Origin of the sequence: Burkholderia sp. Bp9143 (assembly GCF_003853645.1) — a bacterium.
Classification (GTDB): Bacteria; Pseudomonadota; Gammaproteobacteria; order Burkholderiales; family Burkholderiaceae; genus Burkholderia.
This window is the reverse complement of the sequence record NZ_QTPO01000055.1, coordinates 44462-60254: the sequence shown is the minus strand read 5'-3', so window position 1 is coordinate 60254 and position 15793 is coordinate 44462. Positions and strand designations below refer to the sequence as shown.

15 protein-coding genes and 3 pseudogenes are annotated in these 15793 nt (G+C 65.2%); 16 read left to right on the top strand and 2 right to left on the bottom strand.

Annotated features, from left to right (window positions below):
• The 11 genes and pseudogenes from DIE23_RS32120 to DIE23_RS39755 form a co-directional block, all read left to right on the top strand.
• Positions 1-132: pseudogene (locus DIE23_RS32120) on the top strand (ABC transporter ATP-binding protein); the annotation flags it as partial.
• Between the two features lie 563 nt (positions 133-695).
• Entirely contained in the window at positions 696-1835 is a 1140-nt protein-coding gene (locus DIE23_RS32115) for a branched-chain amino acid ABC transporter substrate-binding protein (protein ID WP_124615962.1), read from the top strand.
• Positions 1836-2144: 309 nt separating this feature from the next.
• Positions 2145-2681, top strand: a complete 537-nt coding sequence (locus tag DIE23_RS40475; protein WP_260436252.1) for a DUF2345 domain-containing protein — start codon at positions 2145-2147, stop codon at positions 2679-2681.
• A gap of 447 nt (positions 2682-3128) precedes the next feature.
• Positions 3129-3755, top strand: coding sequence for a flavin reductase family protein (locus DIE23_RS32105; protein ID WP_124615960.1), 627 nt, complete (start codon positions 3129-3131; stop codon positions 3753-3755).
• 403 nt (positions 3756-4158) lie between these two features.
• Positions 4159-5391, top strand: coding sequence for a 3-methyl-2-oxobutanoate dehydrogenase (2-methylpropanoyl-transferring) subunit alpha (locus tag DIE23_RS32100; protein WP_124615959.1), 1233 nt, complete (start codon positions 4159-4161; stop codon positions 5389-5391).
• 2 nt (positions 5392-5393) lie between these two features.
• Positions 5394-6437, top strand: a complete 1044-nt coding sequence (locus DIE23_RS32095) for an alpha-ketoacid dehydrogenase subunit beta (RefSeq protein ID WP_124615957.1) — start codon at positions 5394-5396, stop codon at positions 6435-6437.
• A gap of 1 nt (position 6438) precedes the next feature.
• Complete coding sequence (locus DIE23_RS32090) at positions 6439-7788, top strand: dihydrolipoamide acetyltransferase family protein (protein WP_124615955.1); 1350 nt, start codon at positions 6439-6441, stop codon at positions 7786-7788.
• Positions 7789-7793: 5 nt separating this feature from the next.
• Positions 7794-9185: a dihydrolipoyl dehydrogenase gene (gene lpdA / locus DIE23_RS32085; protein WP_124615953.1), complete on the top strand. Its 1392-nt coding sequence runs from the start codon at positions 7794-7796 to the stop codon at positions 9183-9185.
• A 275-nt stretch (positions 9186-9460) separates the two neighbouring features.
• Positions 9461-9703 (top strand): hypothetical protein, encoded by a 243-nt coding sequence (locus tag DIE23_RS32080; protein WP_124615951.1) that lies wholly within the window; start codon positions 9461-9463, stop codon positions 9701-9703.
• 57 nt (positions 9704-9760) lie between these two features.
• Positions 9761-10039 (top strand): hypothetical protein, encoded by a 279-nt coding sequence (locus DIE23_RS32075; protein WP_124615949.1) that lies wholly within the window; start codon positions 9761-9763, stop codon positions 10037-10039.
• 25 nt (positions 10040-10064) lie between these two features.
• Positions 10065-10208, top strand: coding sequence for an HHHH-motif protein (locus tag DIE23_RS39755; protein WP_185646577.1), 144 nt, complete (start codon positions 10065-10067; stop codon positions 10206-10208).
• A 270-nt stretch (positions 10209-10478) separates the two neighbouring features.
• Here the strand turns inward: DIE23_RS39755 and DIE23_RS32070 are convergent, their stop codons facing one another.
• Positions 10479-10745, bottom strand: a complete 267-nt coding sequence (locus DIE23_RS32070; protein WP_260436253.1) for an alpha/beta fold hydrolase — start codon at positions 10743-10745, stop codon at positions 10479-10481.
• Positions 10746-10751: 6 nt separating this feature from the next.
• Here DIE23_RS32070 and DIE23_RS40470 point away from each other — a divergent pair.
• The 5 genes and pseudogenes from DIE23_RS40470 to DIE23_RS32040 form a co-directional block, all read left to right on the top strand.
• A pseudogene (locus DIE23_RS40470) lies at positions 10752-10859 on the top strand (helix-turn-helix domain-containing protein); the annotation flags it as partial.
• Between the two features lie 172 nt (positions 10860-11031).
• Positions 11032-11661 carry an NAD-dependent epimerase/dehydratase family protein gene (locus DIE23_RS32060; RefSeq protein ID WP_124615947.1) on the top strand — a complete coding sequence of 210 codons (630 nt, stop codon included), beginning with the start codon at positions 11032-11034 and terminating at the stop codon, positions 11659-11661.
• 216 nt (positions 11662-11877) lie between these two features.
• Positions 11878-12555 (top strand): SOS response-associated peptidase family protein, encoded by a 678-nt coding sequence (locus DIE23_RS32055; protein WP_124615969.1) that lies wholly within the window; start codon positions 11878-11880, stop codon positions 12553-12555.
• A 304-nt stretch (positions 12556-12859) separates the two neighbouring features.
• The gene (locus DIE23_RS32045) at positions 12860-14290 is read left to right on the top strand and encodes a cytosine permease (RefSeq protein WP_124615945.1); all 1431 of its coding nucleotides are present in this window, start codon (positions 12860-12862) and stop codon (positions 14288-14290) included.
• Between the two features lie 165 nt (positions 14291-14455).
• Positions 14456-15526, top strand: coding sequence for a porin (locus DIE23_RS32040; protein WP_124615943.1), 1071 nt, complete (start codon positions 14456-14458; stop codon positions 15524-15526).
• Between the two features lie 73 nt (positions 15527-15599).
• Here the strand turns inward: DIE23_RS32040 and DIE23_RS32035 are convergent.
• Positions 15600-15767 (bottom strand): annotated as a pseudogene (locus DIE23_RS32035) (LysR family transcriptional regulator); the annotation flags it as partial.
• Positions 15768-15793: the final 26 nt, after the last annotated feature.

The following is a 15793-nucleotide window of genomic DNA, read 5'->3' as shown; positions in this document are numbered from 1 at the left end:
CAGAACGCGCGCCTCGCGCTGCAGGCGGCCGACCGCGGCTACGTGATGGACTCGGGCACGGTCACGATGGAAGGCGACGCGAAGCAGATGCTCGACGATCCGAAGGTGCGTGCCGCGTATCTTGGGGAATAGAACGTCTTATGAACTTCTACCAGACGTCGGCGGGTCGTGCATGAATCGGAAGTTTCTTGAGGATCGCAAACTTTCTATGCCGATCGGTTACAGCGACGAACCGTTTCTGTTCGTGACGGACCGTTATCGTGTGCGTGACTGGAGGAAGGCGATAGCGGCGCTCGCCGCGCGGCCCGATGTCGAAGGCGAAGCTGTCCGCCGACGGCAAGTGTGCGATGAGAAGGTGCGCGTCTTGAGGGCGCTTAAGCCATTGCCGCCGGCAGCTATTCACGAAGGCGTCGTCCGGGGCAGTATCGGCCGGGAGTATTCGGCAAGCAGAGGGTCCCTGTTTAGCTCGAGGAAGATGGCTTCGGGTCGCGGAATTCTAGTGAGGCATTCGCCGTGCACGAAGGCTGAGGTCGATAACTGGTCGAAGCGGCGCATGGAGCGCCCTAGGTGGCACAGTCGACGCCGAGCGGACAACTCGCTGCCAAACAAGTCAAGGCTATAAATCTGTAAATTAGGACCGCGAAGTCGTTCGGTCCGAAATCACGGTAGTTGCTTTTATAGACATGGAGACTCGTATGAATGTGAAATTAAAGCTGATTTCGTTAGGCGCCGTATCACTATTCGCCTCTCTTTCGGTGAATGTATATGCCGATCAGACAGTCAAGATCGGTCACTTCGCGCCGTTGACTGGGATGAGCGCTCATGTTGGCAAGGACGATCAAAACGGTGCGCTGCTTGCCGTGGAGGAGATAAATGCCGCTGGTCTTGTCATTGCCGGACAAAAAATCAAGCTGGTTCTCGACGGGGAAGACGACGCGGGCGACCCGCGTACCGGAACCGTTGTCGCGCAGAAGCTCGTCGACGACGGCGTTGTCGCCGTCATCGGCAGCGACCTATCAAGTACAACCATTCCAGCGTCGAAGGTTTTCATGGACGCCGGGATAACGCAAATTTCGCCGGGAGCGACAAATCCTGACTATACCGGACAGGGATTCAAGACAGCCTTCCGTGTGGTTGGCACCGACGCCCAGCAAGGACCTTCTCTCGCGAGGTACGCTGCGCAATCACTTAGTGCGAAGTCTGTTGCAATCGTCGACAACTCAACGGCGTACGGACAGGGACTAGCGAGCGAGTTTGAAAAGGGTGCGAAGGCACTTGGCATTAGGGTGCTTTCTCACGACGCCACAAGCGATAAGGCAGTCGATTTCCGCGCGATCCTGACAAAGATCAAGGGCGAAAATCCGGACGTAATCATGTACGGGGGCGAGGACGCGACCGGCGGCCCGTTCGCCAAGCAAGCCGCCCAACTTGGCATCCACGCAAAGATTCTGTCAGGCGATGGCGTCTGTACCGAATCGCTCGCGGAGCTGGCAGGCCCAGCGACGGACAATGTAATCTGTTCGGAGGCCGGCGTCGCACTATCGAAGATGCCGGGAGGTGCAGCGTTCCAGCAGAAGTTCAAGAGTCGCTTTGGCCAACCGATTGAGATCTACGCACCGTATTCGTATGACGCTGTCCATATCATCGTCGATGCAATGAAGCGTTCGAATTCAACCACCGCCGCGAAAGTCCTCGCGGCCATGCCGACGACGAACTACAAAGGCGTAATCGGGATAACGACCTTCGACGCTAAAGGTGACCTCAGGCACAGCGTCATCTCCATGTTCCACTACAACAAAGGCCGCAAAACGTTGATTGACGTGATGACGTTGTAAGGTGGAAGTCAGTGGTAAAGCGCCCGCGCACCCTTGGGGTGCGCGGATCCATTGCCGCCTGTGGGAGCAGCGCACAATCGCCAGTATGCGGCCCGCAAGCCGACACCCGACCGTGCGGTACTAAAGGGCATTGTGTTTATATACGTTCGGGCGATGCTGGACGTTCTGAGAATTGCAGTCCTGACGGAGACTCAGGCGCAAGCTGACTTTGCGTGCCGAACGTTGTAGGCAGCGGGGCACAGAGGTCATACATTCGACGACATACAGGCACTCCTCGGACAGTTGTGCAGCCAGCCGTTCGATCTGCTCGTGCTCGACCGCCATGCACCGGTTCGGCGGGGTGACGAAGTGCAGCGCCGAGTCCGTCAGAATCTCGCGGAGCGTTTTCCTGTCATGTTCATGACCAGCAAGAGCGATACATCGAAACCTGACACCGACGCTGACGATTGTCACGCCAAATCGTTGAGTGCGGCGGCGCCGCTCCCGCGCGTCCGCATGCTGTTGCGCGGCCAGAATCGGAGTGGGCCTGGCGCCGAAAACGAAGCGTTCAGCGATTGCGAATTCGAGCGTGGTTCGGAGCGCGTTTTTGTGCACGGCAGTTCCGTCACGCTGACGCACAAGGAGTTCGTTTCAAGCATATGTGTCCCGGAACTGACGGAGCGCGACATCGTGCTGGCTGGTCCGGCGGGCATAAGTCTGGCGTCGGAGCGCAGCGCCCATCTGGCGAGCAACGAGGACGTTGCGATCACGAGCGGGCGACATGTCGGTTTCGCTGTGGGCCATTCGCTGTTCGCCAGCGTGTCGAACACACGGCGTTCGTATGGAGCAGTCTGGGCCGGATGGTGACGGCAAGGCTGCACCTCGTTCACTGTCGTCCTGCGCGGTACGATAGCGTCCAGCGAACTGCTCGAATTACAGTAGATGCAGATAGGGGGCATTTTTGGGGGCATGAGTCGGTGTCGATTCTGGGTCGGGCCTTGCATGGCGTGGGTTTTGTGGATTTGTTTTGTTCCGGTCCCGCCATCGATCGCATCAATGCGATTCGGCGAAGGTCCGAGAAACCCGCGAGAAGCGCTGCGCTCGCGGGTTTTTTATTTGGCGGGATGCTTGCGCCTGCGCTGCGCTGCGCTGCGCTGCGACGCGGTTCGCGGTGCGCTTCACTGTGACGAACCTGATGCCATGTGATACTTGGCGCGCACGTCGCACAGGACGGCGTCACCACCATCGACGCAGATCGCAGATGATTCTGCCGATGGAATCAAACGCAGTTTGCCTCTCGCCAGACCACCCGCCATGACCGACTCGACCCATCACTATTACGAACCGTCGCAAGGCCACGGCCTGCCGCACGACCCACTGAACGCGATCATCGGCCCGCGCCCGATCGGCTGGATTTCCTCACGCGGCAGCGACGGCACGCTCAACCTCGCGCCGTACAGCTTCTTCAACGCGTTCAACTACCGTCCACCGATCATCGGGTTTTCGAGCACGGCCGCGAAGGACAGCCTGCGCAACGTGCAGGAGACCGGCGAGTTCGTCTGGAACCTCGCGACGCGCGATCTCGCCGACCGGATGAACCAGACCTGCGCCGCCGTGCCGTACGACGTCGACGAATTCGAACTCGGCGGCCTGACCGCGATTCCGTCGCGCCTCGTCGACGTGCCGCGCGTGGCGGAAAGCGGCGTCAACTTCGAATGCAAGGTCACCGACGTGATCCGCCTGCGCGATCACCACGGCGTCGAGACACCGGCCACGCTGGTACTGGGCGAGGTCGTCGCCGTGCATATCCGTCACGACCTGCTGAAGGACGGCATCTTCGACACGTTCGGCGCGGGCATCATTCTTCGCGCGGGTGGCCCGTCGGCTTACGTGCACGTCACGCCCGACAGCCGCTTCGACATCGCGCGCCCCGACGCGTGATGCATCGTTCGCCGGGGCGCCCCGGCAAGCGGGCGCTGAGGCGCCCGGCCGTACCGAGACCCCGCCGGGATCCAGGATTTCGCGGGGTCTTTTACTTCGTCTCCTCCGACATGACCGGGACGCACCGATCCGTCCGGCCTCGATACGCACGCTGCACCGGCCGTTGACGCATCGCAGCACACGCGACGTGCATTCACCTCACCGACAGCCCTGATCGCCCCTCGTCACCCGCCATGGCAAATCTGCTCACCCTGAACGAGCGGGTTGGGCATCGACGTCTCGCGCCAGGAGGCATAAATTTCCAAGGTTGGCGTGCTTATCCGTGCGCCAGCCCGCGCGTGAGCCGGCAACCGGCCGCGCGTTTCCATCAGCGTGAGACACAATCGAGCGTGGAGACGACACGATGAGCCTGTCAGAGCCATTGCGTCTGCATGTGCCGGAGCCCACCGGGCGTCCGGGCTGCAAGACGGATTTTTCCTATCTGCATCTATCGCCGGCCGGTGCCGTTCGCCGCCCGCCGATCGACGTTGCCCCGGCGGACACCGCCCATCTCGCCCGCAGCCTGGTGCGCGTGCTCGACGACCACGGCCAGGCACTCGGCCCGTGGGCACCGGATCTCGACGATGCGCGCCTGATCGCCGGGATGCGCGCGATGCTGAAGACCCGCATCTTCGACGCGCGCATGATGATCGCGCAGCGTCAGAAGAAAATCTCCTTCTACATGGTGAGCCTCGGCGAAGAGGCGATCGGCGCCGCGCATGCGATGGCGCTGCGTCACGGCGACATGTGCTTCCCGACCTACCGCCAGCAAAGCATCCTGATCGCGCGCGACGTGCCGCTCGAACGGATGATCTGCCAGTTGATGTCGAACGAAGGCGATCCGCTGAAGGGGCGCCAGCTCCCGGTCATGTACTCGGATCGCGAAGCCGGCTTCTTCTCGATTTCCGGCAACCTCGCGACGCAGTTCATCCAGGCGGTCGGCTGGGCGATGGCGTCGGCGATCAAGGGCGACACGAAGATCTCGTCCGCGTGGATCGGCGACGGCGCGACCGCGGAAGCCGACTTCCACACCGCGCTGACGTTCGCGCACGTGTATCGCGCGCCGGTCGTGCTGAACGTCGTCAACAACCAGTGGGCGATCTCGACGTTCCAGGCGATCGCGGGCGGCGAGGGCACGACGTTCGCCGGGCGCGGCGTCGGCTGCGGCATCGCTTCGCTGCGCGTCGACGGCAACGACTTCCTCGCGATCTACGCGGCATCGAGCTGGGCGGCCGAACGCGCGCGCCGCAATCTCGGCCCGACGCTGATCGAATGGGTCACCTACCGCGCGGGCGCGCATTCCACGTCGGACGATCCGACCAAATACCGGCCGGCCGACGACTGGGCCCATTTCCCGCTTGGCGATCCGATCGCCCGCTTCAAGCAGCACCTGATCGCGAAGGGCATCTGGTCGGACAGCGCGCACGATGCGCTCACGGCCGAACTGGAAGCCGAGGTGATCACCGCGCAGAAGGAAGCGGAGAAGTTCGGGACGCTGGCCGACGACCGGATTCCGTCGCCGGCGTCGATGTTCGACGACGTGTACAAGGAGCTGCCCGCGCACCTGCGCCGTCAGCGCCAGGAACTGGGAGCGTGATCATGGCGCAACATGAAACAGCGGCGGCGTCGGCGCAGCCGATGACGATGATCCAGGCGCTGCGTTCCGCGATGGATGTGATGCTCGGCCGCGACGACGACGTGGTCGTGTTCGGGCAGGACGTCGGCTACTTCGGCGGCGTGTTCCGCTGCACCGAAGGGCTGCAGGCCAAGTACGGCAAGTCGCGCGTGTTCGATGCGCCGATCTCGGAAGGCGGGATCGTCGGCGCCGCGGTCGGGATGGGCGCGTATGGATTGCGGCCGGTCTGCGAGATCCAGTTCGCGGACTACTTCTACCCGGCGTCCGACCAGATCGTGTCGGAAGGTGCACGGCTGCGTTATCGCTCGGCGGGCCAGTTCACCGCGCCGATGACGATCCGGATGCCGTGCGGCGGCGGCATCTACGGCGGCCAGACGCACAGCCAGAGTCCGGAGGCGATGTTCACGCAGGTCTGTGGATTGCGCACGGTAATGCCGTCGAATCCGTACGACGCGAAAGGGCTTCTGATCGCATCGATCGAGAATGACGATCCGGTGATCTTTCTCGAGCCGAAGCGCCTGTACAACGGGCCGTTCGACGGCCATCACGAGCGTCCGGTCACGTCGTGGCTCAAGCATCCGGGCAGCGTGGTGCCGGAAGGCTATTACACGGTGCCGCTCGATACGGCCGCCGTCGCGCGGCCCGGCAACGACGTGACGGTGCTGACGTACGGCACGACTGTCCACGTATCGATGGCTGCTGCCGAGGAGACCGGCATCGATGCGGAAGTGATCGACCTGCGCACGCTGTGGCCGGTCGATCTCGACACGATCGTCGCGTCAGTGCGCAAGACCGGCCGCTGCGTGGTGGTGCACGAAGCGACGCGCACCTGCGGCTACGGCGCGGAACTGGTGTCGCTCGTCCAGGAGCACTGCTTCTACCATCTGGAAGCGCCGGTCGAGCGGACGACGGGCTGGGACACGCCGTATCCGCACGCGCAGGAATGGGCGTATTTCCCCGGCCCGGCCCGGGTTGGCGAAGCGTTGCGACGCGTGATGGAGGCCTGAGATGGGGATTCATGTCATCAAGATGCCGGATATCGGCGAAGGGATCGCCGAGGTCGAGCTGGTCGCCTGGCACGTGCAACCGGGGCAGACGATCGCCGAAGACCAGCCGCTCGCCGATGTGATGACCGACAAGGCGGCGGTGGAGATTCCGTCGCCGGTGGCGGGCAAGGTGCTGGAGCTCGGCGGCCGGATCGGCGAGATGATGGCGGTCGGCAGCGAGCTGATCCGTCTCGAAGTCGACGGCGACGGCAACCTGAAACCGGGCGCGAAGGCGCGTGATTCAGGCGCGGATGCGACGCAGCGTCCAGCGGCGGCCGATGCGCCTGCCAAGTCATCCAAAGTCACCGAGGCGGCGGAAGCAGCCGACGCAGCTGACGCACCCGAAGCGCACGAGCCGTCGAAGGCAACGCGTCACGCTGCCGAGCCGCGCCGCGCGGAACACGCGGTGCCGCCGCGCGCGGCACTCGCGCCGGGCGAACGGCCGCTCGCCTCGCCGGCGGTGCGCCAGCGCGCATGGGACATGGGCATCGAGCTGCGCTACGTGCGCGGCACCGGCGAAGCCGGGCGGATCCTGCATGCGGACCTCGATGCGTATGCGCGCACGGGCGGCGGCGCGGCGCGTGGATCACAAGCGCACGGCTACGACGAGCGCAACGATGAAACCGAGGTGCCGGTGATCGGCCTGCGCCGTGCGATCGCGCGCAAGATGCAGGAAGCGAAGCGCCGCATTCCGCACTTCACCTACGTCGAGGAGATCGACGTCACCGAGCTCGAATCGCTGCGCGCCGAGCTGAACCGACGCCACGGCGACACGCGCGGCCGGCTCACGCCGCTGCCGCTGCTGATCCGCGCGATGGTGATCGCGCTGCGCGACTTCCCGCAGATCAACGCGCGCTACGACGACGAAGCCGGTGTCGTCACGCGTTACGGCGCGGTGCACATGGGCGTCGCGACGCAGACGGACGGCGGCCTCACGGTGCCGGTGCTGCGTCACGCGGAAGCGCGCGACGTGTGGTCGATCTCGGCGGAGATCGCGCGGCTCGCCGATGCGGTGCGTGCGAACCGTGCGCAGCGCGACGAGCTGACCGGCTCGACGATCACGATCTCGAGCCTCGGCGCGCTCGGCGGCATCGTGTCGACACCGGTCATCAACCATCCCGAGGTCGGCATCGTCGGCGTGAACCGGATCGTCGAGCGGCCGATGATCCGTGACGGCGCGATCGTCGCGCGCAAGATGATGAACCTGTCGTCGTCGTTCGACCATCGCGTCGTCGACGGCGCGGACGCGGCCGAATTCATCCAGGCCGTACGCGGGTTGCTCGAGCGCCCGGCGCTGCTGTTCGCGGAGTGAGCGTGATGAAGAACGAACACACCACGTTGCTCGTCATCGGCGGCGGTCCGGGCGGTTACGTCGCCGCGATTCGCGCGGGACAGCTCGGCATTCCGACGGTGCTCGTCGAGCGCGAACGGCTCGGCGGTACGTGCCTGAATATCGGCTGCATTCCGTCGAAGGCGCTGATCCATGTCGCCGATGCGTTCGAGCAGGCGTGCGGGCAGGCCGGCGAGGGGACGCTCGGGATTCGCGTGCGCACGCCGGAGATCGATATCGCGAAAAGTGTCGCGTGGAAGGACGGCATCGTCGAGCGGCTCACGCGCGGCGTCGGCGCGTTGCTGAAGAAGCACGGCGTGCGCGTGCTGCACGGCGACGCGTGCGTCGTCGACGGCAAGACGGTCGACGTCGTCGCAGGCGATCACACGACGCGGATCGCGTGCGAGCACCTGCTGCTCGCGACGGGCTCGGAACCGGTCGCGCTGCCGTCGATGCCGTTCGGCGGGCACGTCGTGTCATCGACCGAGGCGCTGTCGCCCGAGTCGTTGCCGAAGCGGCTGATCGTCGTCGGCGCCGGGTACATCGGGCTCGAACTCGGGACCGTCTATCGCAAGCTCGGCGTCGACGTCGGCATCGTCGAGGCGGAGGAGCGTGTGCTGCCCGCGTACGACGCCGAACTCGCGAAGCCGGTCGCCGATTCGCTCGCGCGGCTTGGCGTCGGGCTATGGCTGGGCCACAAGGTGCTGGGCCTCGCGAGCGACGGCGCGGTGCGCGTGCAGGCACCCGACGGTGCAGAGAAGGTGCTGCCGGCCGATCGCGTGCTGGTCGCGGTCGGCCGCCGGCCGCGCGTCGACGGTTTCGGGCTCGAATCGATGCCGCTCGATCGCAACGGCCGCGCACTGCGTATCGATGACGAATGCCGGACGTCGATGCGCAACGTATGGGCGATCGGCGACGTCGCCGGCGAGCCGATGCTCGCGCATCGTGCAATGGCGCAGGGCGAGATGGTGGCCGAGCTGATCGCGGGACGGCGGCGCAAGTTCACGCCGGCATCGATCCCGGCCGTGTGCTTCACCGATCCCGAGGTCGTCACGTCCGGCTGGTCGCCCGACGACGCGAAGGCGGCCGGCGTCGACTGCATCGGTGCGTCGTTCCCGTTCGCGGCGAACGGGCGCGCGATGACGCTGCAGGCGACCGACGGTTTCGTGCGCGTCGTCGCGCGGCGCGACACGCACCTGATCGTGGGCTGGCAGGCGGTCGGGCGCGGTGTGTCGGAACTGGCCGCGGCGTTCTCGCAGTCGCTCGAGATGGGAGCGCGGCTCGAGGATATCGGCGGCACGATCCACGCGCATCCGACGCTCGGCGAAGCGATGCAGGAGGCGGCGTTGCGCGCGCTGGGGCATGCGTTGCATGTGTGAGCCCGTGCCGGCATCCATCGCCGAACGAAGCCCCGCTACGGCGGGGCTTTTTTGTGGTTCTTCGTGGATTTCGGGGAGGTGGCTTACCGACCCGCACCAGCCCGCCGGGCTTATCGAAATCAGACGTTCGAAACATCCGCCGCATTGCTCGCAAAATTCGGGAAGGTTCGACATGAATTCGAGAATGGTCGAAATTGTCAAAGATGATCCGGTCGCGTCGAAACCGTGCCCCTTCACGCTATGCTGCCGTCGTCGACCAACTGAAGGGAGTTCACATGAAGATTTCGATGATCCTGGCAGGTGCGTGTGCAGCCGTCGCGCTGAGCAGCGCAGCATTCGCACAGACAACCTATCAGTTTGGAGAAGGCCAGGCGGGTATGTCGAAGTCGCAGCCCGAAATGCAAAACGATGGAGGCGCAGCTCCGACGCAACATGCGATGCCTCAACGCAAGGCGAAGATGCACCACAAGCATCATGGTCGTCACGTCAAAACCCCCGATACCTACAAACATCAATGATCAAGACAACTCCGTGCATCCATGATCGTGCGGAGTCGTACCATCGAAAGAATATCTATGAAATCCCTCGTCACAGCTGCCTTGCTGGCGGTCTTTGGAATTAGCCTTACCGGATGCGTTGTCTCGCCGCAGATGGACGTCGCGCCGGCACCGATCGGCATTGCGGTTGGCTGGCATGGCGACCGGTACTACGATGGCCACCGTTACTGGGCGCGCGACGAATGGATGCGCGGTCACCCCAATGATCGAGGCTGGCATGGTGAGCGCGAAGACCGTGGTGGCAACGATCATCGCCACGACAACAAACGTCATGACGACGATCATCAATATAACTAAATGCTACCTTGATTGGAGACGCACGATGAAAAAGGCGAAAGCGCTGCTGCTCATGAGTCTGGTTACGTCCGCGGCCTTTGCGGCCCTGGTGCCTGAAGCGGCACAGGCCAGCATTCACAAGGTCTGCCACTGGCATCATCTGCATCGGATCTGCCACTGGGCCCGCTGATCGGGCCGACGCGCCGTGATTTGAATCATCCGCGCTGCACGAACCGACAGCCTGGAAAGCCGGGTAGGAAGTGCCGACCTCACGGGGTCGGCTTTTTTGTTTCAGGCGGGAGAATGACGGCAGGAGGTCGCGCGTCCACGCCGTGATTTCGGCGATTAGGGAACTGAATACGAAGTGCCGAAGCCGATGCAAAGGGCCGTGGTCGACTGCGGATTCAACCCGTTCGACGTTGCCTTGCGATACGCGTTGAAGGGCCCTCGCTGCGGGAGGTCACGACGGCACTCGCACGCGAGCGGGCCGTGCCGTCACGTCGCGATAGAACGCATCGATCGCGTCCACCATCTGCGCAAGCCCCGGCTGTTCGAGCGGGTAGTGGCCCGCGTTGTCGAGCATTTCCACCTTGACCGGCACGTTGCGGATGCGTGCGAGGAACGGTTCGCTCAGGTGGCGTGGCGTCCAGCGGTCCGCGGCCGGCTGCGTGAGCAGGATCGGGCAGACGCGAAAATCTTCCGGCTCCAGCGCCGGCCGATACGACATGTACGAATCGCTGAGGAACTGGGGTTCAGCGACATGTCGTCGTTCTCGCAGGCGTACAAGCGGTGGACCGGTGTCGCGCCGAGCGTGTCGCGGCAGGCGGGAACGGACGCATAGCGGGCGGGCCGCGGGTTGCCGTTGACCCGCCCGCGCGAAGCGTTCATCGTGTCGATTCCACGCGGATTCATTGGCCGCACCCGGTCGGGATCGCGGCGGCGTGACATGGCGACAGCAGCGCGCGCCTGTCGCTCACGACGGCCGGTGCCGGCCTCATACGGAACAAACGGACATGAAACTGTTGCTCGTCGGCGCGACCGGACTCGTCGGGCGCCACGTCCTCGAAGCCGCGCTGGCCGATGCGCGGGTGGACCAGATCGTCGTGCTCGCGCGCCGGCCGTTGTCGCCGCATCCGAAGATGCACGCGCCGACGGTCGACTTCGATCGCCTGCCCGAGGCGGCCGACTGGTGGCAGGCCGACGCGGTGATCTGCACGCTCGGCACCACGATGCGCGTCGCGGGTTCGCAGGCCGCATTCCGCCGCGTCGATCACGACTATCCGCTCGCGGTCGCGCGTCTCGCGCACCGGGCCGGCACGCCGACCTACGTGCTGAATTCCGCGCTCGGCGCGGACCCGGCATCGCGCATCTTCTACAACCGCGTGAAGGGCGAGGTCGAGCGTGCGCTCGCGGGCATCGGGTTCGCGTCGCTCACCTGCGTGCGGCCGGGCCTGATCGGCGGCAGCCGCGACGAATTCCGGTTCGGCGAACGGATGCTGGTGCTGGCGCTGAGCGTCGCCGGGCCGCTGTTGCCGCGGAAGTGGCGCGTGAATCCCGCGCCGCGCATAGCCCGCGCGCTGCTCGACGCCGCGCTCGAGGCGCGCCCGGGCGTTCATGTCATCGGATCGGAGCGGCTCGCCTGAAGCGGTCTACCGCCGCGCCGTTCCCGACGACGCGGCCGACTGCATCGCGCTGCGCGGCAGGACGCGCGAGACCGGAATGCCGGACGATGCCGGCGACGAAATCCTGACGCTTCGGATCGGGTGCGCGTGAGACTGTTTCGTCATACCAGGCGATAGCGGGACGTCGCGTGCGTGCTGACCTACGATGAAGACATTGCGTCCTTCGTCTGCCGAACCGTGTGCACCCACTACCGCGCCCCCGATGAAGACCCGGGCATCAGCGAGCTGAGGATCGGCATCGGCGACCTGTTTCGCCGCGATCCCTGGGCACCCGACGTGTATCCCGATTACGCGGCGCCCATCGCGCGTGCCGACGGCGACGGTCTCGCGGTCGTCAGCGCGGTGTTCGGCTTCTGGCCGAAGTTCATGCAGCCCGAGCGTCTCGACGAGAACGGCCGCAAGAGAAAGAAGCTCGATACGGTGAACGCACGCGCGGAAACGGTCGGTTCGTCGCGGCTCTACGGCAACGCGTGGCGTAACGGCCAGCGTTGCCTGATTCCGGTGCGCTGGATCTTCGAGCCGTGCTACGAGACGGGGCGCAACGTGTGGCACCGGATCGGCGTCGGCGGCTGGGGGCCGTACTGCGTCGCCGGCATCTGGCGGCGTTACGAAGCGGCCGACGGCCACGAGCTGATTGGCATGACGATGCTCACGGTCAATGCCGACGATCACCCCGTGTTCGCGCGCATGCATCGGCCCGGAGACGAGAAGCGGGGCGTCGTGATCCTGCGCCGCGACGACTACGACGCATGGCTGCACGCGCGCGACGTCGAGGCGGCGCGACGCATGCTCAATCTCCTTCCTGCCGGCGACATGGTCGCCGCACCCGATCAGGCGGCGTCCGCCGGCACCTGAGCTTTCATTTTTCATACGCGCAACCGGCGACTCCGCCGGTCGGATGCGTCCCGCTTTTTCGGACGATTTCGAAAATTGCCGGACACCGGGTAATCACGGATATCACCCAAGTTGTATATACAAGATCATCCGCTGGCAATGTCGGCACACGTCGTGCCGGTTGCGCGCCAGCGTGCAGATCGTGCGTGCCTGGCGCATGCCGGCGATCCACGGCGCACCGCACCCGACGAGCCGAAAGGGCGGCTCGCACGTTTCCTGTCTCGTCCAAACCATTTGTGATCCTCAGTATCTTGGAGATTTTCCCGTGTCAACGAATCCCAGTGGAAAAGCCGGCGGTCTGATCGAGGTACGTTCGATCGATTTCATTCCCGACGCCGAACGCCACGGCGGCCTGCTGAGCCAGTTCACGCTGTGGCTGTCGGCGAACATGCAGATCACGGCCATCGTCACGGGGGCGCTGGCGGTCGTGCTCGGCGGCGACGTGTTCTGGTCGCTGGTCGCGCTGCTGCTCGGCCAGCTCGTCGGCGGCGCGGTGATGGCGCTGCATGGCGCGCAGGGGCCGCAGCTCGGGTTGCCGCAGATGATCTCGAGCCGCGTGCAGTTCGGCGTCTACGGCGCGATGATCCCGATCGTGCTCGTGTGCCTGATGTACATCGGCTTTTCCGCCAGCGGCTCGGTGCTCGCCGGGCAGGCCGTCGCGCAACTGCTGCACGTCGACGACGCGGCCGGCATCCTGCTGTTCGCGGCCGTGATCGTCGTGCTGACGGTGTTCGGCTATCGCGCGATCCACTTCGTCGGCCGGATCGCGAGCGTGATCGGCATCGTCGCGTTCGTCTACATGTTCACGCAGCTGTTCGCGAACCACGACGTCGGCGCGCTGCTCGCGAACAAGCACTTCTCGCTCGCGAGCTTCCTGTTGTCGATGTCGCTGTCCGCATCGTGGCAGATCGCGTTCGGTCCGTACGTCGCCGACTATTCGCGTTACCTGCCGCGCTCGACGTCGTCGGTCGCCACGTTCCTCGCGGTCGGCCTCGGCTCGGTGATCGGCGCGCAGGCGGCGATGGTGTTCGGCGTGTTCGCCGCCGCGCTGGCCGGCAGCCAGTTCGCGCACCACGAAGTGTCGTATATCGTCGGCCTCGGCTCCACGGGCGCCGTGGCGGCCTTGCTGTATTTCAGCATCGCATTCGGCAAGGTGACGGTGACCGCGCTCAACGCCTACGGCAGCTTCATGTCGATGGCGACGATCGTCAGCGGTTTCCGCGGCAAGGGCGCGGTGTCGTCGCGCAGCCGTCTCGTCTACATCTTCGGGATGATCTGCGTGTCGACGTTGATCGCGCTCGCCGGCCGCCATTCGTTCCTGAAGGAATTCACCGCGTTCATCCTGTTCCTGCTCGCGTTCTTCACGCCGTGGAGCGCGATCAACCTGGTCGACTACTACTGCTTCACGCGCTCGCGCTACGACGTGCCGGCGCTGTCCGATCCGGACGGCCGCTATGGCCGCTGGAACGTGATGGCGATCACGATCTACGTGGTCGGCATCCTGGTGCAGCTGCCGTTCATGTCGACGCACATCTACACGGGCCCGCTCGTCGACGCGCTCGGCGGCACCGACATCTCGTGGATCCTCGGCCTCGTCGTGCCGGCCGTGCTGTACTACGTTGGCGCGCGTGCGTCGCGACGCAGCATCCCCGAGCGCTTGATCCTGCCGCTCGAACGCGGCGAGGCTCAGCACTGACGCGTCGCGTCGCCCGTCGGGCCGGCCCGCGGCCGGCCTGAGCGGCACGCCGCGCCGAGTCCGGCGCGACCGGCAGCCGCGTTGTAGATCACCTTCGTTATCCGCGATGCCGGCATGGCAGACCACCATGCCCGGCATCGTTCCATTCTCCTTCCATTGAATAGTATGACTAAGCAAATGAACGCACGAGGCAATCGTTCCCGGGCGCGATCGGCGCATGCCGGCCTTCGCATGGCCGTCGCGGCCGCATGCCTGGGTGGGTCCGGCGTCGCGCTCGCGCAGGACGGTGTCACGCTGTACGGCGTGATCGACGAATTCGCGCAGTACGTGAACACCGGCAACGGCTATACGGCGGCGATCGGCTCGGGCGGCCAGTGGGGCAGCCGCTTCGGGATGAAGGGTGGCGAGGACATCGGCGGCGGCCAGAAGATCGAGTTCGCGCTCGAGAACGGCTTCAATCCGAACGACGGTTCGCTCGCCAGTTCGGGCAGCATGTTCAATCGTCAGGCGTGGGTGGGTATCGCCGGGCAGTGGGGCAAGGTGCGCGCGGGCCGCCAGAATTCGCCGCTGTTCAACGACCAGGGCGGGCAGGACGCGTTCGGCGGCGTCACGCAGGCGTCCGGCATGGACAACCTGACCGTGTTTGCGTTCCGCACGAGCAACACGCTGTCGTACCAGAGCCCCGAGATCGCCGGCTTCCAGGCGGGGCTGTATGTCGGGTTCGGCGACGCGGGCGGGGTGCGCTCGGCGGGCTCGAGCCAGCAGTTCGACGTGACCTACGAGCACGGGCCGTTCGCGGCGTTCGTCGCGGGCCAGTGGCTGAAGAACACGACGGCGACCACGACCGATCGCACGATCATGGCCGGCGCATCGTACGCGATCGGCAAGGCGACCGTGTACGGCGGCTTCTCCGCGGTGAAGTGGGCCGACCTCGGCATCGATTCGCGTGTGTACGGGCTGTCGGTCAAGTACCAGCTCAACCCGGCGAACTACGTCGCGCTCGGCTATGCGTACCTGCACGACCAGACGTCGCGAGGCGACAACGCCGACCAGTTTGGGGTGATGTACGAATACGACCTGTCGAAGCGCACGAGCTTCTATGGTGCGCTGTCGTACCTGCGCAACCGCAACCAGGCCGGCTACACGCTCGCGGGCGCGGCGAACCCGGGCCTGCCGCTCGCGTATCCGGGCGCGAACGCGCGCGGCGTGCAGCTCGGCATCGTGCATCGCTTCTGACGATGCATCGGGCGCCGGGCCGTATGGGCCGGCGTCTGCTTCCTTCCTTTCGCGGATGCGCGCATTCGCGCGCCTACATCCCCAGCCGTTCCGCGAGCGAATGGCGCTGCATGCAACGCTCCATCGCGTCGAGGAACGCCTGCTCGGCCGCGTTCATCTTGCGGTCGCGATGCCACGGCAGGAACACGTCGACATCAACGAGGCCGTCGTCGGGCGGCAGCCGCCACAGGCGTTGCTGTGCGGTGGCCCGTGAACGAAAACGCCCGC